The 21,048-nt window shown below is 32.3% G+C and carries 19 protein-coding genes; 8 read left to right on the forward strand and 11 right to left on the reverse strand.

Going from position 1 to position 21,048, the window contains the following annotated elements; all coding sequences use genetic code 11:
• The first annotated feature begins 201 nt into the window (after positions 1 to 201).
• A complete protein-coding gene (locus JN080_RS21915; protein WP_256238105.1) occupies positions 202 to 693 on the forward strand; it encodes a hypothetical protein in 492 nt (163 codons plus the stop codon).
• Positions 687 to 2,342, forward strand: a complete 1,656-nt coding sequence (locus tag JN080_RS21920) for a helix-turn-helix domain-containing protein (RefSeq protein WP_256238106.1) — start codon at positions 687 to 689, stop codon at positions 2,340 to 2,342. The genes JN080_RS21915 and JN080_RS21920 overlap by 7 nt, the downstream gene beginning before the upstream one ends.
• 960 nt (positions 2,343 to 3,302) lie before the next feature.
• Here JN080_RS21920 and JN080_RS29705 read toward each other — a convergent pair.
• The 11 genes from JN080_RS29705 to JN080_RS21975 all read right to left on the reverse strand — a co-directional run bounded on the left by JN080_RS29705 (position 3,303) and on the right by JN080_RS21975 (position 15,931).
• The gene (locus tag JN080_RS29705; RefSeq protein WP_256238107.1) at positions 3,303 to 5,606 is read right to left on the reverse strand and encodes an FtsK/SpoIIIE domain-containing protein; all 2,304 of its coding nucleotides are present in this window, start codon (positions 5,604 to 5,606) and stop codon (positions 3,303 to 3,305) included.
• A gap of 10 nt (positions 5,607 to 5,616) precedes the next feature.
• Positions 5,617 to 6,744, reverse strand: coding sequence for a hypothetical protein (locus JN080_RS21930; protein ID WP_256238108.1), 1,128 nt, complete (start codon positions 6,742 to 6,744; stop codon positions 5,617 to 5,619).
• The gene (locus JN080_RS21935; protein ID WP_256238109.1) at positions 6,681 to 7,241 is read right to left on the reverse strand and encodes a hypothetical protein; all 561 of its coding nucleotides are present in this window, start codon (positions 7,239 to 7,241) and stop codon (positions 6,681 to 6,683) included. The genes JN080_RS21930 and JN080_RS21935 overlap by 64 nt, the downstream gene beginning before the upstream one ends.
• Positions 7,242 to 7,515: 274 nt before the next feature.
• Positions 7,516 to 8,127: a helix-turn-helix domain-containing protein gene (locus JN080_RS29710; RefSeq protein WP_256238110.1), complete on the reverse strand. Its 612-nt coding sequence runs from the start codon at positions 8,125 to 8,127 to the stop codon at positions 7,516 to 7,518.
• Positions 8,128 to 8,563: 436 nt separating this feature from the next.
• Positions 8,564 to 8,884, reverse strand: a complete 321-nt coding sequence (locus JN080_RS21945; protein WP_256238111.1) for a hypothetical protein — start codon at positions 8,882 to 8,884, stop codon at positions 8,564 to 8,566.
• A complete protein-coding gene (locus JN080_RS21950; RefSeq protein WP_256238112.1) occupies positions 8,871 to 9,701 on the reverse strand; it encodes a ParM/StbA family protein in 831 nt (276 codons plus the stop codon). The genes JN080_RS21945 and JN080_RS21950 overlap by 14 nt, the downstream gene beginning before the upstream one ends.
• Positions 9,702 to 10,325: 624 nt before the next feature.
• Positions 10,326 to 10,478 carry a hypothetical protein gene (locus tag JN080_RS21955; protein WP_256238113.1) on the reverse strand — a complete coding sequence of 51 codons (153 nt, stop codon included), beginning with the start codon at positions 10,476 to 10,478 and terminating at the stop codon, positions 10,326 to 10,328.
• A gap of 333 nt (positions 10,479 to 10,811) precedes the next feature.
• A complete protein-coding gene (locus JN080_RS21960) occupies positions 10,812 to 11,141 on the reverse strand; it encodes a hypothetical protein (protein ID WP_256238114.1) in 330 nt (109 codons plus the stop codon).
• A 1,767-nt stretch (positions 11,142 to 12,908) separates the two neighbouring features.
• Entirely contained in the window at positions 12,909 to 13,208 is a 300-nt protein-coding gene (locus tag JN080_RS21965; RefSeq protein WP_256238115.1) for a hypothetical protein, read from the reverse strand.
• Positions 13,209 to 14,667: 1,459 nt separating this feature from the next.
• A complete protein-coding gene (locus JN080_RS21970; protein ID WP_256238116.1) occupies positions 14,668 to 15,165 on the reverse strand; it encodes a ribbon-helix-helix domain-containing protein in 498 nt (165 codons plus the stop codon).
• Positions 15,131 to 15,931: a ParA family protein gene (locus JN080_RS21975; RefSeq protein ID WP_256238117.1), complete on the reverse strand. Its 801-nt coding sequence runs from the start codon at positions 15,929 to 15,931 to the stop codon at positions 15,131 to 15,133. Before JN080_RS21975 ends, JN080_RS21970 begins: the two co-directional genes overlap by 35 nt.
• Positions 15,932 to 18,080: 2,149 nt before the next feature.
• Between JN080_RS21975 and tnpA the strand changes: the two genes are divergently transcribed.
• Genes tnpA through trsD form a run of 6 tightly spaced genes read left to right on the forward strand, consistent with a single transcriptional unit; the run spans position 18,081 to position 21,028 of the window.
• Complete coding sequence (tnpA, locus tag JN080_RS21980; protein ID WP_256238118.1) at positions 18,081 to 18,461, forward strand: IS200/IS605 family transposase; 381 nt, start codon at positions 18,081 to 18,083, stop codon at positions 18,459 to 18,461.
• A gap of 16 nt (positions 18,462 to 18,477) precedes the next feature.
• Entirely contained in the window at positions 18,478 to 19,260 is a 783-nt protein-coding gene (locus tag JN080_RS21985) for a hypothetical protein (protein WP_256238119.1), read from the forward strand.
• A 7-nt stretch (positions 19,261 to 19,267) separates the two neighbouring features.
• Positions 19,268 to 19,621 carry a hypothetical protein gene (locus JN080_RS21990; RefSeq protein ID WP_256238120.1) on the forward strand — a complete coding sequence of 118 codons (354 nt, stop codon included), beginning with the start codon at positions 19,268 to 19,270 and terminating at the stop codon, positions 19,619 to 19,621.
• A gap of 14 nt (positions 19,622 to 19,635) precedes the next feature.
• Positions 19,636 to 19,965: a CagC family type IV secretion system protein gene (locus JN080_RS21995; RefSeq protein WP_256238121.1), complete on the forward strand. Its 330-nt coding sequence runs from the start codon at positions 19,636 to 19,638 to the stop codon at positions 19,963 to 19,965.
• 15 nt (positions 19,966 to 19,980) lie between these two features.
• The gene (locus tag JN080_RS22000; RefSeq protein ID WP_256238122.1) at positions 19,981 to 20,385 is read left to right on the forward strand and encodes a hypothetical protein; all 405 of its coding nucleotides are present in this window, start codon (positions 19,981 to 19,983) and stop codon (positions 20,383 to 20,385) included.
• The gene (gene trsD / locus JN080_RS22005) at positions 20,375 to 21,028 is read left to right on the forward strand and encodes a TrsD/TraD family conjugative transfer protein (protein WP_256238123.1); all 654 of its coding nucleotides are present in this window, start codon (positions 20,375 to 20,377) and stop codon (positions 21,026 to 21,028) included. Before JN080_RS22000 ends, trsD begins: the two co-directional genes overlap by 11 nt.
• The last annotated feature ends 20 nt before the right edge of the window (positions 21,029 to 21,048 follow it).

The raw sequence follows: 21,048 nt of genomic DNA on the forward strand, positions 1-21,048 counted from the left end.
CAGACATGGTTAACAAATGCAATGTGCACATTGTGAGAGCAAACGTCAGAGCAAGTAAGAGTTGCACTTTCAAAATCCACATATAACGGGAAGAAATAACAAGGGTTTAGGCCATTTTACTGATAAAATCCAATAGTTGTTGACAAATGCAACAATTCCCACCCATAATAACCTTATACTGTTTATAAAAGGGGAATAATTATGGATTTTTTAGTGGGTGTGAAAGAGGCTTCTGAAATCCTTGGGTGGGATCGTAGAAAGGTCTCTACCTATCATCTGCGTGGTGTGCTGCCTAAACCAGTGGTTAGCTTATCAAGCGGTCCCATATGGTTTCGCAAACAGATTGAATTTTATAAGGCTGCTAAAGAGTCCAGTGTAACGACTTATTATATCGAGGGTGAAATAGTATATGAATGTAGACATCAACATCCTATCAAAGAAACCAGCTATTCACCTGAAGAAATTAAGGAATCTAACGGAAATTATATTGTTTATCTAGAAGAGGACATTGAACAGCTTAAAAATACAATCCTGGAAAAAAGTCCAATAATTCAGTTCCTTTCTTTTGAATCCATCAGCTTGCTGAATGAATTGGGTATTTTAGAAACGGATACTTTCTATAATTACATCCAACAATACTCATTTAAAAACATGGAACCAACAAAGAAAGGGAGGGATGAAGAATCATGTTAAAGACCTTAGAAAATAAATTTTTGAATGTTACGAAAAAGATTTTTCCAGATCATCCTCAACTCTTTCTTGAGTGGAACGACGACATCTGTCATCTTATGGTAAGTCAAGGAGATTACCAGCCTTGCCAATCCTTAAAGGCATTTATTGTAATCATGGATCGTTTAGTAAAAGATCATCAATTGCCTTTTGAGAGTATGGAAAACTGGGCCCATGATTATAAAGAGGAAATTAGAAATTTTGTTCTTCCATACATACGGATAGTTGGGGAAGAGAATGCCTCCTATTCCCTAAAATCTAACAATAGGCAAGTTATAAACTCCTTATTGAACCAGAACTTTGCGGATTCCGGTACGGCTTTATTATTTCATAAATTAAGGGAGACCATTAGTAAAAATGAATTTGACATCGCTACAGAGATTCCTACTGCAAGGATAGCTGAAAAGGCGTTAGAAGCGACTGCCCAGGTGAGATCAGAGAGTGCCTACCTAAAAGTGAAATCCAATGCTGCGATCGAACAATGGAAAAATCTTACCTCTCAAGCCATCACTTCGATGGATGACTTAACAGCAGACATTTTCGATATCGTTTCAATTCTCTGGATGCAGCAGGCCACCCATAAAGACCAAATGATTCATTTCCACACCGATGATGCTTTAAATCTTAGACATTTGCAAGGTAGAAAACAAGATCCAGACGGCTATCAAACCTCTTATCGCAAAAAAGAACGTGATGATATTATGAAGAGGCTAGCTGCTCTTACAACGATATGGATTAGGATAGAACGAGAAAATTTGAGGTTCATCAACGAGGACCAAGGCAATTTTGAGGAAATCGGGCAAGTCCAATTCAATCCTTTGTTTTTGGTGGATAGCGTAACCGTCGCCTATCGTGGAGACGATCCGATTGGCATTTACGAATGCAGCATCCGTCCTGGGGAACTGCTTGCCAACTTCTTGTTCGGTTCCCAAAAAAGTAGTGGAATGTTGGCATTAAAGACACTTGAATACCATCCGACGAAACAAAAGTATCATAAACGGTTATCTCGGTATTTATCCTGGCAGTGGAGAATTCGTCAAAAGAGTGCAGACTATCTAAGGGCCTATCATATCGGTGGAGATAAAGGGCTGTTAAATGTCATGGATTTGGAGGTCAATCCACGATACGGTTCAAGGATCAAGGAACAATTTGAAGAAATACTAGATACCTTGCAGCAAGACGGAATCATTAAAGGATGGAACTATAAGGAACAAGACATTGAGCAACAGATTGAGCAGGAGCGAAATTGGTTTGTAAACACCTGGTTGAAGGCTCGCATCCAAATCATACCTCCCATTGAAATCACGGGAATCGGGGATGATAAAGACTTATTGTTGATTGAGGACAATGATTATGAAACAGTGAATTTTTCTTCCATGTTAAAGGGGATGAGTCAAAATGAGACTGCCGCAACCATAGAGATAGTTGGAGAAAAGCCGGTTACTCCTGAAACCATCAACAAGGAAAGAACTGCTCGGGGAATAAGTATTTTACAGGCAGCTAAGGAAATGGGTATTTCCCATAGCACCTTATCCAGATATGAAAGGAACCTCATTAAACGTCCATATAAGGAGAACATTGTAAAAATGAAGTATTGGTTAAACACAAAATAAGCTTCGTAAATTCGAGGCTTTTTTTATATGGAAGAAAGTGCTTAATATTTTTATTGATGGGATAGTATTCCTAACAAATACCTTCCTTTTAACTAAAAATAATGAAGAACAATGTACAATGGAATATTATTGATTTTATCTTTATCATTATTGTCATTATTAACATATATTTTTTTGTTATTATTATCATTGACATATATTATATTAAACATCAACACTCAGTAATTTGACTTATATTTAAGCATTAACCCTTCTTTTATTGTTCCATCTTTAATCCATGGAGAAACATTTCCCCTTGCATGGAGCAAAAAAAGTGCAGCTGCAATAGTCAAGCCTAGTGAAGATGTAAAAGCGGATTCGTCTTTCTTTGGAAATGGCTCCATTTTTTTCATTTAGTTTTTATAAGGGGAACATTGTAAAAAGAATGAAGAAAGATGCAAAAAGCAATTTTAATGATTTTATCTTTATTAATGTTGTTATTAACATATATTTTATTGTTATTATTAACACCGATATATTATATATTTTATTGTATATAAGATAATCCGCAATCGGTTTATTGTTTTCTTTAGATAGTAGTTAATATTGGGAGATGTACTCCTGCATTATTTTAAGTAGAAATAAGGAGCGGACTTCTTTTTTTCATTGTATTCTTCAATTATAAAGATCAGCCTTAAATTATCGTCGAAAGTTAAATGTTTTAATTTAAATACATTTGAATGCTAGAGATAATTTAGCATTCCCCCCCTTTTTGGAGCATTTCGTACTAAAATAGACTGTGGCTGCTATCACAGTTGAAATTATTATGATGTTAAAAAAGTAGTCTTGTTATTAAGAAAACTTATTAGGGGCATAATCCTTTTTGTGATTTGCCCCCTTTTCCTTATCAGTATTGCAGTTATTTTGGAAGGTTACCGGCGATATTTGCATTCTCATCTGATTTAAAATTTTAAAAGTTTGTCATTTATCCTTTTCCTCTTCTACCCTTCTCCATATCTCCAACTCTTCCTCAGAGGCAATAAGTTCGTATCCTTTTGATTTCGCCTTGTGTTTCATAAGCCATCCTTCTTCTACTAGAACAGCCATCAAATCTTGGACTGTATTAATCCTCATTTTTATTTCTTTTTGTAACTGGCTGATTCTTGTTTCTCCCGTCTTGGCAATGATTGTTTTTAATTTATTTAGTGGTTCCACTTCCTTTTCAGAGGATTCAATGTTGTTTAGTAATCGAATTCCTTGAATGCCGTCATCCTCAATCATTTTTGCTATTTTTTTTAAACAGTTCTGTGTAATCGACTTATCTTCGTGTATGACTGGTCCTTGAAACCGAATGAATTCCTTTGAAGCTCCTTCTAGTTTAATACTGCCATCACCATTACCTAATAGATGGTAGGGCTGGGAGGTACCGAATACTGTTTTATAGTCATTTATAGAAGAGCATCTAAAGGAAATCTTAGTTGGTAAATTTGCTTTAATCAGCCCATCAACGATTTTTGCTTCAGGACGTTGGGTAGCACAAATTAAATGTATCCCGCAAGCTCTTGCCTTTTGTCCTAATCGAACAATGGAATGTTTAACCTCTTCATTCATCATGATCAAATCAGCAAATTCATCAATAACGCATATTAGGTAAGGCAATTCTTCTTTAGTGCTTTTTTTGTTGTATTCACTTAATTCATCGACATCATGATCATCTAATAGTTCATATCTTCTTTCCATTTCTAAGACTAAAGAATTTAATATCGTAAGTGCTTCATCTGGTTCATAAACCAACTCTTTTACATGAGGAAATTCCTTGAATTTCTTCAATTCCACTCTTTTAGGATCGATCAAGTAAAGTTGTAATTCCGAGGGATTCTTCATTAATATCAATGTTAATAGTAATTGGACTAGGAAAACACTTTTACCGCTACCTGTAGAGCCTGCTATGAGCAAATGATAAACTTTAGCAAGGTCTATATAAATAGGGGCTCCAATTTCATCTGTGCCAATTGAAAATGGAAGAATGGACTTTTTTATAAACGTATTAAATTCTTTATTTTTTAATAAATTCTTCAGATACACAATACTTCTTTGTTCTTTAGGAAACATAAATGATACGGTTCCAGGTGTAGCCCCTTTGCTGATTTCAATATGGTCAATACCGGTTTGAGCTTGAATGTTCTCTAAGTTGCTTTTCATTTCCGAAAGCTTAATGCCTGATGGCAAGGAAATAGTTATTTTTCTAAGGGTAGCTCCCTCTTCAAATGATTTTATTTTTAGGTATTCATCTATCCCAAGTAGATGTAGGTTTCTAAGTGTATTTCCAAAGATTTGCACGTATTGCTGTTCTTGTGAAACTGTCTTTTGAGATTCCCCTTCAGGTAATAAATTAATTAATCCCCTTTTGTACTGATTTTCCGAATCATGCTCTGTTATATCTTCCCTTACTTCTTCTGGTATTTTGTTTCTATTATTTGTTGAGAATAAAGAAAACAGCTCTGCTTTCGATAAGATTTGACTTTTTGAACGGTGACTAAATTCCCTATTTTGAATGAAGGGGAACAATTTTTGTCCATCTAATTCAATTAACCTAAATGAATTCAAATATGAATGTGGGACAAGGCATTCCTTGATTTTTTCTTTAATAATCGTAAGGTTTCGTTCTCCATTAATAACTATCCTAAAGGCAAATTGAAAAAAGTCATCGATAATTTTCCTTTCAATGTCTTCCACTGGTTCACGTTCTAAATCATGAGCAATTATTTTATCTAAAAAAAAAATCATCTTTTTTTGGAAGGTCCGTAAAAATGGGTTTGGAATTGGATTATCAATGCCATTTAAATAATCCGTATATTGAGAGATAAGATCCTCTTGCATTTTTTCTCTAATAGGAATAAATATTAACTGAAAAAGAATATATTGATCCTCTTCTATAATGGATGTAAGTGAATTTATTTTACTAAAAAGGTGTGAATAGGGCGAAAAATTCAGCGGAAACAAGGGATTTTTTTCAAGAATTAAAGAATACACATGTGATTTATCATCAATAGAGATTTTTGTCGTTATCGGGAAATTTCCATTGGAATCAATTGTAGAAGGTGGAACAAAGGCAAGATTCTGAATAGATGATTTCGTAATACGTTTTTCTAAGCCATATATCGCTCCTTCCATTTTTGAATTTTGAATTCTACCATACAATTCATAAATATCGAATTCATCTATTTGGATAAAGACATGAGTTGGAACGGTTTTCGAATGAAACAATAAGCTAATCTTATTCACTCCCTTTTTATCATTTAGGTGGTTTGGTTTTTAGTTTTTTTAAAAACCCTTTCCCATTTTGAACCGGAAGTAACGTTTTTTTCGTAAAAATGTGTTTGAGGTCTCTGTAAATATGGGTGACATCTTTGCCTGAATCCCCATTTCTGACGACAAAACCTGGAGGATTTGCCATTCTCCATAATCCGCCTATCACCACTAATAACTTCATGTAAAATCCATTTCCTTCTATTACGTTCCGGGTACCAAATATAAAAATTCCCATAACGCAAATGAAGCTAGCATAAACGAGTTGAACCAATGAGAGATGTTTAATGTTTGACCACCACATATTGAACAAATAACGGTAATCATCAAAAATCCAACATGTTAAAGCTAAAGGAGTCATGACACCTAATGTAATTAAATCAAACCACCTTCTCCCAGTGTGTAAAATAAGTGGAATCAAAATCAATATAAGGATAATGTCAAAGCCAATTAAAGCAGCTGTGTCTATGCCAGATAGTTTAGAAGCTGTCATAAAATCTTCTGACCGGATTTCAGAGGCTCCTATTTTCGTAATCGATTGCGAAAATAGATTTAATAATTCATAAGTTTTCTGGAATAAATAAGGTGCAGCCCCAGCCCCAATAATCGCAAAGGGTAATCTCTTTAGGATTTTCGCAAAATCACTATGCTTTCTTTTTAGAATTTGTTTGATGCTTTCAAAACTGGTTAGAATGATTATAACTCCTATTGAAATGGAGGAAAAAACCAAAGATGTATCGATAAACCAAGTATTTTTAAATAACCATAAGGGAGTTTGTAGAATCAAGGCTGATATTAATTCATAAATCCAGGTTAATAAATTTACACTCCACTGGGCAATATGGACCGGTAATTCTGTAAACCAATAATTCACAGCATGAATCTGATTATAAAATTCTTGTGTTTGCAAATAGATACTTTTAGTGTTATCCAAAAATCCCAAATGGCTAAATGAAAAAATGGAACTATTATTATTAGACACGGTTTGATAATGATCCTGTAAAGCTGTTGCTTTAGCTGTACCTATATTTAAAAACAATAGGGAAGTCGTTACTGCGGCGAAGGGAAAGGATTTCTTTGATTTGAGTAAATTTCTAATGGATTGATAAACCATTCTGAGTTTCCGAATAACAGACTGATGATGTATATAATAGTTGTAATGAATACGGGTGCGATGAGGATTTGGACCAACCCTTTTATAATGTCTACTGACCATTCCCTTGATATCTTCTCTTTCCGAAGGATCCGGTAAATTCCTGCTCCTACGAACGTAAGGTTCGCTAATGCTACTCCGAGGACGACTGCTAGAATTTCTAATTGTAGGATGGTATCGAGAAGATCTGTTGGAATTAGCTTCGTGTCTAACGTGTGCGTTGTTGCGGCAGCTGGTTTTACAAACAGTATCAGGGATAAACAGGTCTGATAGGCTGTGAATAGTGTCTTTTTTAACTTTTCTTGCTTGGTTTTCGGAAGATTTATCACCTCTTTCTCTTTGTTTTGTAGAAAAAAAGTTACTTTTTCTTTAACACTTGTAGAATGAACATAAAACTCCACATGGTTATTTTGGGATGTGGTTGAGTCTCTCCCTGATATCCGTACTTTGATAGACACGTTTACCACTCTCCCTCTTCTTAGAAGTTCCTTCGTTCTTGTGATACCATTTCATACATGCAGAGAACCCTATTGCGGTTCCGATTGCTAGCCCTATCTTCCCCACGGTGATAATAATAAAGCCTATTCCCCCTATCATCAAAAACCACTCCTTTTGCGTTATGGTATAAACTATTGCAGTTGGTGCATGGATTATAACTTTTTTTTAATTTTTTTCAAGAAAAGTTAAAAATTACTAACCTGAAGGAAAAAAAGAGATGCTAAAGCATCAAGATCATTTCTCTTTATATAACAATTCAGTAAGAGGAGGATATTCTAGGGCATGCCATATTCTAAGGAAAAATTCAATGGATGGTTGTGATTTGTTGTTCATGTAGATAGATAAGTTGCTTTTATCAATTCCTGTCAACTCTGATAATTCCTTTTGAGTCATTTTACGATCCTTCATCAATTGTTTGATGTTATTTTTTATTGCACCATCGCATTTAATAAGCTGCTCTATGTCTTGTTTGGGACTATCCTCCAATTGTTTTGTGGCTTCAATTAGAATAGGTACAAATTCAGGAAGCGTCTCATAAAGCTTTTTTATTATCTCTGGATTGTTCGGTTCAATGTCATCTAACATGGCATTTATAAAATACATCGTTGCTCCCTTAATAAAATCCTCAGGAGTATATTCAACATCAATTTTCCTTATCTTTGCTTCAACATTTGCGTAGTTTGTGTATGATAGTAATTTTTCAAAGTTTTCTTTTTTAAAACGAACGGAAATATAGGAATATCCTTCGCTTTCATCCTGTGATTCAAGTGATTCTCTATTTCCAGAACTCAAATAAACGATTTTTTGCTTATCTGAGAAATTATTGTGTTTATTATCTACATTCACGTATAGAGCCTCCTTTTAAGGGACAAGATATGATTAACAAAGTAATTCAGTGAGGTGCTAACGATGACAAGAGACGAAAGAAACGATGCAACCAAATCAGTTGGAGATACAGGGAAGCGTTCATAATCAAATATGCAAATAGGTACTTGGTTTTCTCATACAAAACCTGAATGGGAGTTGAATTTAGAATCCTTGCCAGATGACAAAATACACCTAACTGGACTATCAAGAGAAAAGTTAAAATATGTTTTAAAAATCATGTATGAACAAAAAATTATTAAATGATGGCGGCACTTTTAGTGTCGCTTTTATTATATGTATTGTTCGTTTTTCTTATTATCCTCATTTGAATATCTTCAATTTGATGTTAAAAATAATACATTTTGAGATAAAATGAAAGAAAATAGAGGGTAACAAGCGAGAGGGTAAAAAGAAATTATACCCACCCGCTATAACTATTTTCCCGTATATTTTCTTTTATTGGTTCTGAAAAAACTGAGTTAGAGGTTTCTGGTGGATCAAAGGCATCAGCTGCTTTTTCTTTTTTAGAATCATCACTATATCGAACCGCTAGCATTTCTTTGATTAATCCACTGAAAGAACTTGAATCTAATAAAGCTCCTCTAAGTAAAGTCATTTGTCTTTTACAATTTTTATTAAAAGCTACACCTTGGTTAATATATTTTCCACTTGTCCGCTTCTTTAGTTCCTCTAGAAATTCATCGACGTTTGATTCATCTATCTTACGACCGGCCATAGACATTTCTCCCTAATATATACATTCCTTTTGCATTGGAAATTTGCGGATTTTTCATCACTTCTGCATTCTTGAAATACTTTTTAAATTGATTTACGATTGTCATATTTTTAGCCCCTCCACCTAAAAGATACACTTGATCCTTGTCATCCCATAAAGCCAATAATTTACCAGCTAAATAATCTGCAAATTCTTCAAAGTTTGTTGTTTCCGTCGCCTCCAATCCTTTCCCCATAAAAGTTCCGCTTTCGGAATCGATATATTTCATCATGCTTCCTTCTTTAATTGTTGTTCCATAGCCAACTGTACGTGAGCCAATGTCTAAAAACCTAGTCTTTCCTTCTGGTTCATTTATCCAAAAGGCACTAACGGTTTCCGGAGCAACTTTTACATCTTCGATCGTAAATTTCCTCTCAATCCCATTGATGACTAATGACCACTCCCCAACTAATCGTTTTCGAATCCCCTCTTTTTCCTCTTCTTGATGCATAGATATGGGTACACTAGTGATAAGATAATTTTTATCATAGCCAAATTGATGTATAGCTATCATAATGGACAAGTCATAAAAAAGATGCTGCTTTGAACGAGTATGCATTTGCATTGGAAACCTGGATTCTGTTTGAGCTAATGTCCCTGCCATATATTTCTTTGCTTTAAATTCCACAATGTAGTCATGACTTCCTTGTGGATTCACGAGAGCTCTCTCCCTAAACTCCCCTTTCACACTAGGAAATTGATTAAAACACTTAGCAGTGACAACACATGTACTATAGCCTCCATTATCACAAGCGAAAACCCCTGCTTTCTCCGTCATATAAACACTCCTTTACTTTGGGATGTTACTAACCTATTTGAAATTTTGGAGAATATGAAACAAATTTGAAACTTTTTAATAAAAGTTGATACTTTTCAAATAGGTTTCAAAGTGGTTTCAACTACATTTATCCCTTTTAAAGAAGTTTCAAAGTTTAAATTTGTAATTCATCAAAGAACATTTATTATGGGTGAAGAGCATGGTCATAAAATTTTAAAAGCAAAAGAAATACTTTAGAACCTATTAAACTTATAAGGAAATACAGTCAAGATGCACTATGTAAAGTTCTATGTCTTATAACTGAGAGGAAGGCATTTCTAAATGATGGAATAGATGAAGGGATTTAGGGGTGATCTTGCATAATTAGAGTTATGGTTCATTATACAGTCCTTTTAAAAAGGAGTCCTGTCATTTTGCAATTCATACAAATTTGTTATATTATGCGTAATTTGGTTCATCTTTTTTAAGAATATATTTTTTGCGATAAATATAGACATTTTTTGGGGCTGGCTAGCATGACGTCCTATATTCATTTCTGTTATCTTTTTAAGATTCGAATTATCGTATTAAAAGTAAAAATTTATATTACATTGTTTAAGTATTGTTCCATAAAGTAAGTATCTCTTATAAGGGTTTCCCACCTGATTTCTTTTCAATAGGGCCGATTTCAGGAAAAAGGAATGTTTTCTGAACTATAACTGAATTTCCTTGGTCTTTTATCTGGTTGATGTAGTCTATGTAAAGGATCGTCAACAAATCCTCAATTGTTACAGTCATGTAAGAAGATCTCTCCCCTTAGTATTTCAGATTCCTTCATTTGTTCGTGATGTGGGCTTTCTTTCCTTTTTCTGCTTCTTTCCCGATGCTTTCCTCTTCAATGGATTCAAAATGTGAATAAGTGATCTGTCAATGCTTTCATAACTCGTTTTTCTACTTTCTTTTCTTCTAAATATCGCTCTTTTCCTGCTACCAAGAACCCATAAACACTTCGCCTCTTATATAATCATAGTACCCGGTGACAATGGTTAAGTACTTTCGGTTGCCAAAAATATACTCAAGGAACTCTTTTCGAGATGAGAGCCCTTGTAATTTTTTTGAAGGAGATTCAATCTACTGTAATATTTCTTCAAGTGAACCACCCTTTTCAATCCAATTCAAGACGCTTTCCATAATAAAGAAAACAACCTTGCGTTCTGACATCTGCCTTTGAATAACCAGCCCATACGGACCACCAATCGTTTGGTAATGGTTTTCTTTTAGCATGGTATGCATATAGATTTTGGTGTCTTCATATTCAAGATCCCAGTTTACTATCTCAATACGATGGAATCCGAATCGTATAAGGGCAGTATTAAAAGCGGTTTGACTAAGGGCCTGTCCATCTTGATTTTGATAAAATCTCTTTATTTGCTTACAGTATGTACGTAGCTTTATCTGCATGATGGATGTTACAGGTAATTTGATATTGTGGCATTTATCCGATGGGGTTTGTCGTATTTTATTATGGAGACTTTCTGGTACTTCTTTTTTTGAAATTATTTTTTTTGAATGAGATATTGAAGTAGTTGAGCACTGATAAGTGGCAATGTCTAATGGATTCTTAACTTGCTAAAATAAAAGAAGATAAGGAACCATCTAAAGAAAAAATGTTACACTTTGTATACGTTTAAAAGAGACAATTAATGCAGCCCTTATTATAAGGAGAAAGACGAAAGATAAGGATTTTCTATTATACATTCTTTAATTTTCTTTCTAATCAGCCATTTGCTTTCTTATCCGAAGCTTATATTAAAAGGTATTCATTGTTTTTATTGATAACAAAGTTAATAATTTTATATTTACTATTGTTGTTATTTATGACATATATGTTAATGCTGTTATTAATATCGATTTATATTGTATTCTGTTATTATAAACTTCATTCATTGAAGTTTTCTATCTTTCATTGGTTAGCAAGATTTTTATCGTCTACTTGGTTTGGACTTTTTTCTCGACCTAGTTTAGGGTTTAGTAAACAAATACGGTTGTGCAAGATGCTTTAATTTTACTTTTCATTATGTTTTTGGATTGATCTAAAAATCAAACCTTTTCATTAAAATAGTTGGGGTTGCTATCTTTACCCTTTCACTTATTTGGAGGTCACTTGATAGCCAGCAACTGTGATGGAGGCCACGCTATACACGACAAAGCAAAAGCTTCGTGGTTTTGCCTGTATTTTAATTAGTAGCTTCAACGTCGGTGGAACGGCTGGGTTTTTGAACAATTCACTCGCTGGGCTTAATTGTACTTTACAGAATAATGCCCCACCCTTGGCATTTTTAAGGCTTGGATGATCTCAATTTCCTCCGATGTTAAACTGTATGGCATTGCAATTGTATTTGTTTGAGATGGATACAACGACAAAGTAGAAAAAATAAATATAACCAAGACATAATGCTTTATAAAAAAACCCTTTTAATCTCTTCTAGTTATTTTCCCTGATTTATAGCTAAATAATAAAAATTCCCGATTATTTTACTTTTTAATGTGATGTATCATTTATCTTCCAGCTGCGTTTTGCAATTCTTCAATTGGTTAAACAAATAAGTAAGATAGGACGAAAATAGTTCTCTTGAAGAAGTCCTTTACAGAATAAGCAGGTCTTAAGATAAAAATCTATAAAAAAAGATTTTTCAAATTCTTCATAAAAAAGTCATTTCTTCTTTTCTACCGAAGATATTATCCAAATGTATAAATCATTTTTATTAGTAATGATATCAACGTTTTTATATTTATTATTATTGATAACATATATGTCATTAGTGTTATTAATGTTTAATTTAATGTTGTTGTTCCCCCATCATTAATCCATAACCTAATGGGTTTATCCTCCCTCTTTTACTTGATAAGATAAGTCATTTCTTTGTTTAAAATTATTCCTTAATTCCTCTAGTATGAATTATTTTTGATCACTGTTATAACCGAGGGAAGCACTTTAATTCTAAAATGAATTATTATTGCTCAATGAATTGATTACTCCCTAATCAACCGTCAACTATTGCTTTTTAATGAAACAGCTTATGGTTACTTTTACTTTTTTCCCTTGGTTATGAGCTTTATAGATGGGGAGAACTAAAGTTAGAAATTGTCCGCTTATTATGAACGTGGAAATGTTCCCATTCTGTAAATGTTCTTTAACGACTTTATCCAAACCATCTCCCCCTAATTTCACATGCGCCATAACGAAACAATTAAAGAAATGGCTGCGATGAATGCTGCAGCCCATAAAGGTAACGACGATTTATATGATTTTTTTTCATTATCCAATCGTTCTAACTCGTTCTGCAATCTTTCAATTTCTTTATTTTGTAACTTCAACTTTTCTTCCAACAATTCTTTTGAAACAAAATTGGCTTGCCATGCATCCATTTTTAAATCCATCCTTGTTACTACTAATTCAATATTCTCTAATCTGATTTCCAGTTTTGCCATACGTTCTCTTTCTTCTTCTGTGTATTCATCTCCCATTTATTAGTGCCCCTTTCCAAGTAAGTTTATTGCCTTTTAATACTTCAACAGGAGCCGGGGTATAAGTTACTTTTGCCTAATTTCTACCGACTGACTTGCTAAAATCATTTACAAAAGATAAACAGATTCTTCGCTTTCCCTTATAAAAGCTATTAATTAGAATATCTAGATATCGAATCTTGCTAATTTAACGAGGATTACTAAGTAATCGTTGAATGCCAAAATGGTTGGTAACGTAATCTATTATTATCTTTCTCTCATTATCTGTTAAAGTTTCATCTCGCCATACTTCAAGCCTTATATCCTTCTCAGCAAGGTAATCAGATAGTGGAGAAGTTTCAGTTGTTCTCAACTATTGCGCATTGCAACTGATTGGTTGTCGATGAAAATAGTGCAGTGAGAAGGACAGTGTGTTACCCCTCTATTGCCTTTTCAATAGGTAGGTTACATTAGATAAAATAAAATAAAAACATCCCCCGGTAAAATTTCATTTGTTTCCAATCAATTTCCCCTATTTTATACAAAATAAAAAGGCCTCAAAAGGCTCCCAAAAATTAAACCGTTTTAAACTAAATTTATTTGAACTTGTTAACTTATTCCAATATTTTTATTATAATTTGGGTCCTTACAATTGAAATTCCTTTATTATTAATGAATTAATTCAATATATGATAACTTGTCTTATTTGTTGTGGACTTTCTCCCTGGTCCCCCCCTTTTTTTGCAAAAATAGAGCCCTGATGATTCAAAAAAAAAAGATATAATAATTACCTTACCTGTAATTAGTTCTATAAAAGGCCCCTTAGAAAAATTATTAATTTGGAAATGTTTGGATTAAGGCACTCCATTAGTTGAAGATGACTTCTTCCTCAAAATATCTTCAAAATATTTATCGAATTCAATTCATATTTTATTGTTGGTTAATTTTATCTAAAACCTTATTGATAATATCCTCTTCTTTATCAACCAATATGTTATTTAACGCTTCCAATAATACCTCTTTCAATATTATTTTAGCTTGTTTTTCTATTTCTTTCATAGTAAAGAAATTAATAGCAACTTTATGATTTCAATGTAGCATCTTTATTGTTATGCACACTATCAGCATTACAAAAAACCGAGGAAGAATTAATAAAGATAAAGAAAAAATGAAAAAATTTTGCTACTAGGATCTTTCAGATTCTTGCATAGTGTCATCGATATCTATTTTCAAATATATTTTTAGCTTCTTCTTTACTGTTATTTATGGCTTTTGTCTTCATTGATTTCATCAATTATTATCAACAACAAGAAGAAGCAATCACCATTCCAGGAGCTACAAGAAGTTCACCAGCTGTAAAAAAAAGACCTATTCATTTATACGAATAGGCCAGCGTTTTTAATCGTTATTTTAGTGAAAACTTTTCATGAAGAGAACTCGAAATTCAAAAACCCGGCTTTGGTAATTTTAAAAAACAATTTTATTTTTTTTCAATAACACCGTATTCTTCTAACAACCTTCTTATTCCTTTGTTAATCAATTTGGATTTATCCCCTTTTTCACCTCTTGCAGCAATTTTGTCTACTTCCATAGCCAAGTCTGGATCCATATAAAATGAGGTAAAGACCTTCTTGTTTTTCTTTTTTATAGGTTTCTTTCCTGTGGCTAATTCTCGGAGATAATCATCATCTTCATCATTATCAACAACAATATTGATGTTATCGTTGTCATTAATGACATATGTTTTATCATTATTCTTATTTACTGCAATATCTTTATTATTAACATTTTCTTTATTGATAACATCATCTTTATTAATAATGTTATCATTTGTTTTGTTTTCATCAACAACAATATTATCATCTTCATTATTATCTAAGTTGTCAGTGTCTTCATTATTTGTATCATATGAATTAAAGAATGCTTGGGTAGCATTAGGCTTTTTAATTCGATCTTTGAGGCTGTTTTTGGTTGACACGTTCTTTCAACTCCTTTACAAAGGGAATGTAATATTCTAAGGCGTTTTTTAATTCAGAATTTCCTTCAAAACCTTCGATCGCTAGACGTCTGGTAGAGGCTTTTCTTTTTATGATCGTATTGAATTTTAAGTTGGGATAATCCTCATCTACGGCTTCTAACATTACTTCGTTTTCTTTGGCTCTTGCATCAATTAAAGAAAATAGGATTCCAGCCGTTTTTAACGATGGATTATAACGCTCTTTGGCCCCTTCTATAATCTCCAAAAACTTAGGGATGGCATAATACGCAAACATAGAACCGTCAAACATCACAACAGCAAAACTTCCAGCATCTGAATGTGTACTTAGGGGCATAACCGTTTGTTCGGATAGTGCCGGCGGTGTATCAATGACAATCCAATCATAATCTTCCATTACTGGTTCTAGAGCTTTCTGCAAAGCATCTAATTTAAGCCCTTTTTCAAACATTTTTCTAGGTAAAGTAGCAAGGAAATCATTTGAGGGAATTAAGTCGAGGTTTTCTTTGATTTTGATGATATATGACCTTGCATCACCTTCTAAAATGGCCTCTAGAATAGTCTTTTCCTCAAACACATTGCATATGTCATATTCACCGGTTAAGAAACTAGTTAAATTCCCTTGCCCGTCCATATCAATGGCCAAAACCTTTTCATCATTACTTAATAGAAAAGAAGTGATGCCGCTGCTAGTAGACTTGGAGCATCCGCCTTTACTTATACCAAACGTAATTATTTTTGCTGTCAACACTTTCACCTCTATCAATATGTAGTTAGATATAGATAAAATCTTTATAACTATTTTAGCATTAATGTATTAATAGACATAGATGCTATTTACAACATTATACTTTATGTTATTACATAATTTGATAATAGTTTTAAAACATATGTCAATATATATATTAAATTATCTATTCTTTAAAAATTTGATCTTTTTCAATTATTCAAAAAAAACCAAGCTTAAAGGATAAATCCCTTTTTAGAAAAATCACTTCAATAAATAGAATGCCAGTAATCTGGATTAAAAAAGCTCAACTTATAAGAGATAGTAACGTATGGTAATATATATGTTATCATACGTTACAAAATATAACTCATTTTTAACTTTATTGATGATTTAAACAATGATACTTAATAGATATTTAACATTTGTTTAAACATTTGTTGTTTCGGATATCTGGAAACCAGTAAACAAAGGAAATAAAAATGACGAAAAGATAATGTCAAATACATATATTATACTTCATAGCTATACATTAACATATATTTCGTTGTATATGTTAAAAGTAACAATAATTTTGTTTTAATATCTATTTTAATATTCAAATTAGCAAAAAAATTTTAAATTTGAAATGCTAAAAGATGATCTTACACAATGATAAAAAACCGAAGACTTTAGATGTTAAATTATACCTTTCCAAATGATTTTAAATATATAAATTATCTTTATTTTTCAAACATATGTTAAAACATATAATGATGTATATGTTTTAATATTTAAAAATTTTGGGGCTTTATTGTCTAATTCACATATTTTCACCATGAATAGATTAATGATCTATGATTCTATTATATTAAGAGATAACTATTATCTTTATTTTAATTAAAATGATAGTGCCTCATATTAAAGATAAGTACGTTTGATAATAACATTATATATGTTAACGTATATGTTATATATTATGTTATTATATAATATATCAGATTTTTTACACAACATTTTTCTATTAAATTACAAATATGAATTTTGATGCTACTTATAGTTTTAAGTAAAAAAAGTACCGAAAAATGTATTGTATATAGAAATAGATGGATTTTATATCGTTATTAGAATATATGACAATATATATTTCATTGTATATTTTATTAAATGAAATTACCGTTCTTTTTGTTGATTATAACATCGTTTCTATTAAGAGATAGATAACCTTGTCTGATGCGTAAAGATTGGTACTGTATATCTACAATAGATATTTCGATATTAATTTTAAAACATATGTTAACATATATATCGCATTATACTATAAAAATATAGATGATTTTATTTGTATTAAATATATCAGCATATATTTTAATATTATAATTAGTTTATATGTTTTATTTCTTCTTATGAGAAGTAAATATAAAATAAAAAATTGTTAACAAGTATGTTCAAGTTAATAATAACAACATATATCTAAATTGATGTTGATATATATGTTAATCTATATATTAATATTGTTAATATCAATAAATGAATTTCACTTTTAAAATATATTTATAAAACATTGTGATATATGAAGTTGATATTCATGTTTCATAAGTTATTAAAGAAATAAAAGTACCAAAGGTAGTGGCTAAATAAAGTAAACATAAGTTGATTTATTAGAAGTAAAAAATACTTGATAATAATAGTAAAACATATTTCAACATATATATTATTGTATATTTGTAATTAACATCAACATATATTTCAATAATATATTTAAATATATAAACAGTTAAGTTATTTGTTCATTTTAAATGAACTTAGAACTTAATAAAAATAGACACTGATATTTTGGTTAACAAATAAATAATTATCGAGCTTTTTCCTCTTTAAGAATATGATCTTGAATCATAGTTAAGAAGGGGAGATATAAAGAAAAACTCTAACCGAATCATGGTTAGAGTTTTTTCTTTGGGCAACAATTTTAACGGTTCTAAATAAATAGATTTTCAAAAGAATTTTCCAACCTATTCTAAAGTCTAAATTCATCAATTGGACTTTTTTACCATATTCAATGCTAAAGGTTCATTTTTAATTGGTACTATCTGAATATACCCAAAAAAGTATATTTTTGGTAAGTTAGAATAGAACGAATATTCGGATATATAGAAATATCATAAAAGGGAGTTGAGAGGAAAAAATCAATATGAATGGGATTCATTCAAACAAATATCACGTAAGTTTCTTACAATATCATATAATATTTTTTACAAATGGAAACATTTACCTTAAAAGTGAAGAAATAAACTTTATTAAAACCTATTTTAATAATGTGTCGACTCGCCATGAATTTAAAATAGTTGAAATGGAGATCCAGGAACGCAGCGTTAAATTAGTAATCAATTGCAGAACGACCCATTACATACCCAATATGATAAAAGCTCTTAAAGGTGGATCAGCAAGGTTTTTATATAAGAAGTTTCCCAAAACCAAATTAAAAAACGGCGGTAGTTTATGGGACCAAAAGTATTATATCTCAACTGATGATCAGCAATTAGATAACTTAATAAAGGATGATAAGGAATAACTTTTGGGGAGTTCAGTTGATTTTGGTGTTACAGAAAGGGGGCTATCCTGTGAGAAATGATTCTATCGAACGATCCGTAAATGACTCTATACTTACTATCGCCGATTATTTTTTGCAAAGGGTTGAACAGACTAAGAAACAAAGGGAAAAAGATGCGAGTAAATTCATTAGCAGAGATATGAAAAATTTGCATGCTGATCATCCATCTTTATCGAACGAAGAGGCAGAGTACGAATTATATTATTCATTAATAAAACAACATCAACCTGATCTATTTGTAAACGGAAACCCTGTAGAAAGTTTCCCAGTTGATAAAGATAAAAGTTCTTTCAAGGTTTTACATTCTAATGGTCAATTTTATGGTGTGTATAAACAAGAGCCCAAAGAAGCTCACAAAGTGACTCAAGTTTTTCATTCTAAAGAGGAAGTACTTTTGAACACGTTCGGAACATCTAGATTTGAAAAATTCCGAGGGTATACGTTCTTTCCTTCAAAAGATGGGAAGGTATACTCCTTAAAAGATAATAAGGAATTTCGATTAAATTTATTCAAATCTTTTAAACCACTAACATGCTATGAAAATATTGAACAAGCTCGATCATTTGTTGTAAAGAACGAACTAAAGAATGATCCGAAATGTAGAGAACAAGCCATACATAGATCGTTAGAGGAGTATCATATTCCTTTTAACCTTATGGGAAAAACAGTTACGATAAATAGTATTTATAAAGATGAACAAGGGGTTAGGATGTCATTAGAATGGAACAGAAAGAGATATCAGGTTACCCGATCTTGCTGAAAAATGGATGGAAAGAATAAAGGGAAATCCAAGAATGACAGCGGTGTTTGATGAACTCGTCATGGATAGTCGTTCTATTGGGGAAGGTTTTCTTTCCTATAATGGTATAGAGATAAATAAAGAGCTTCAAACACGACAATATGATTTTGAGGTAATTTCAAACGAAGAGGGTTCGTACATTGCGAAGTTAAATGGGAATGGTATGGCAAAGAAACTATCAACTTATTTTTCTGAAGAGGAAGCCAAAGATCAATTAGTAAGGTTGAATACGTATATTCAGGTAGAGCAACAGAAAGAAAGAAACAAGGATATAGGAGCAGAACCAAGCATTGAATTCATGGAACTTAGTGAGAAAGACTAAAGGAGGAAGACAGAGTGCGAACACTCAGAAAGTTACCGCCAATACTTTTGGTTACAGCCATCACGTTATGTCTATATGCTATCCCGGAGCAAGCTTTTGCCGCGGGTGATATTGAGGCAAAGGTGAAGGAAGGGCTAAAACAAATTCAAGCATTTTTAACCGGGATTGTGGTGATAGTGGGTATTTGTGTAGGCGTTTGGATCATCATTAAAAAACTACCTGGAGTAGACGATCCGCATACAAAAAATGAAATGTTTCGAGGGGTGGGTATGGTCCTTGCAGGAGTCGGTCTAGCTGCAGCACTGGTATGGATTGTTCCTTGGGTATATACGTTATTCGCTTAATTAGAGGGGATTTGTATGACAACAAAAGAAGAAGTGAAAGAGGTTCTAAAAGAATTACTAGGACAAGAAGATAGTCGGAAGGGGAAAACGTTTGTTTTCCCTGATAATGTCGATCGATCTTATCACATTGTAAAAGGTTTATCGATAGGAAACTTTTTTAAATATATTTTACCAGCTGTTATCATTGCAGCAGTTATCCTTCTTATTCCACCCTATTCGCTAGGGTTTATGATGATTAAAATGTTCTTTGTCGCAATGTTAATGTTAGGCTCTTTTACTTTTGCTGTCTTACGTCCAGTTACATCTCGTCCGAATATAACCTATAGCAACTATTTAAAACTAATTTTTCAGTACAACAGTAGGCAGAAGTTGTTCTTTATAAAACCGAATAAAAGGGATGATTTCCGTGATGAACAATAAAAAGAAAATGGATCGAACTGTGTTTGACTATGAAATAGCGACCCTTGCAAAAAAAGGGCAAAGAACGATTCAGGATCTAAGCGTGATTGAAGGCATTTATAAGGATTATATCCTTTTGAAAAATGGATATTTAACTTCCATTCTTCAAGTGAGTGGCATCAATATGGATTTATTTGCTGAGTATGAACAAAATCGATTATTTGAAGATTATGGCTCCTTTTTAATGAGCCAAGTCCACGATCAATTACAAGTCATCTCAATGACTGTACCCGTAGATTTACGATCTTACAATTTAGGATGGAAAAAACGATATCTTCATGAACTAGAAAATAAGAATACCGGAAATGAATACAAAAGAAAATTAATTGCTTCGTATATCGATCATTTCCAGAGTATCCGGCTTAAAGATGAAATGTCTACAAAACAACATTTTATTGTTATTCGGGAAAAAATGTATAAACGTACATTTCAGGATTTAGAACGGGCGGAGAGTATTTTATCAAAAAAGGTGGAAGAAATATCAAACTCTTTACGATCCACTTTTGAGACGTATGATCTAGCCATTATAAAATTATCCGAGAAAGATATTTTAACTCTGCTTTACCGGTACTTTGACTTTGATATGTCGAAACTATACTGTTAACCACTTGGAAAGGAGAAAAG

The organism is Bacillus sp. EB600 (assembly GCF_024494385.1).
Taxonomy (GTDB): Bacteria; Bacillota; Bacilli; order Bacillales; family Cytobacillaceae; genus JAEVLT01.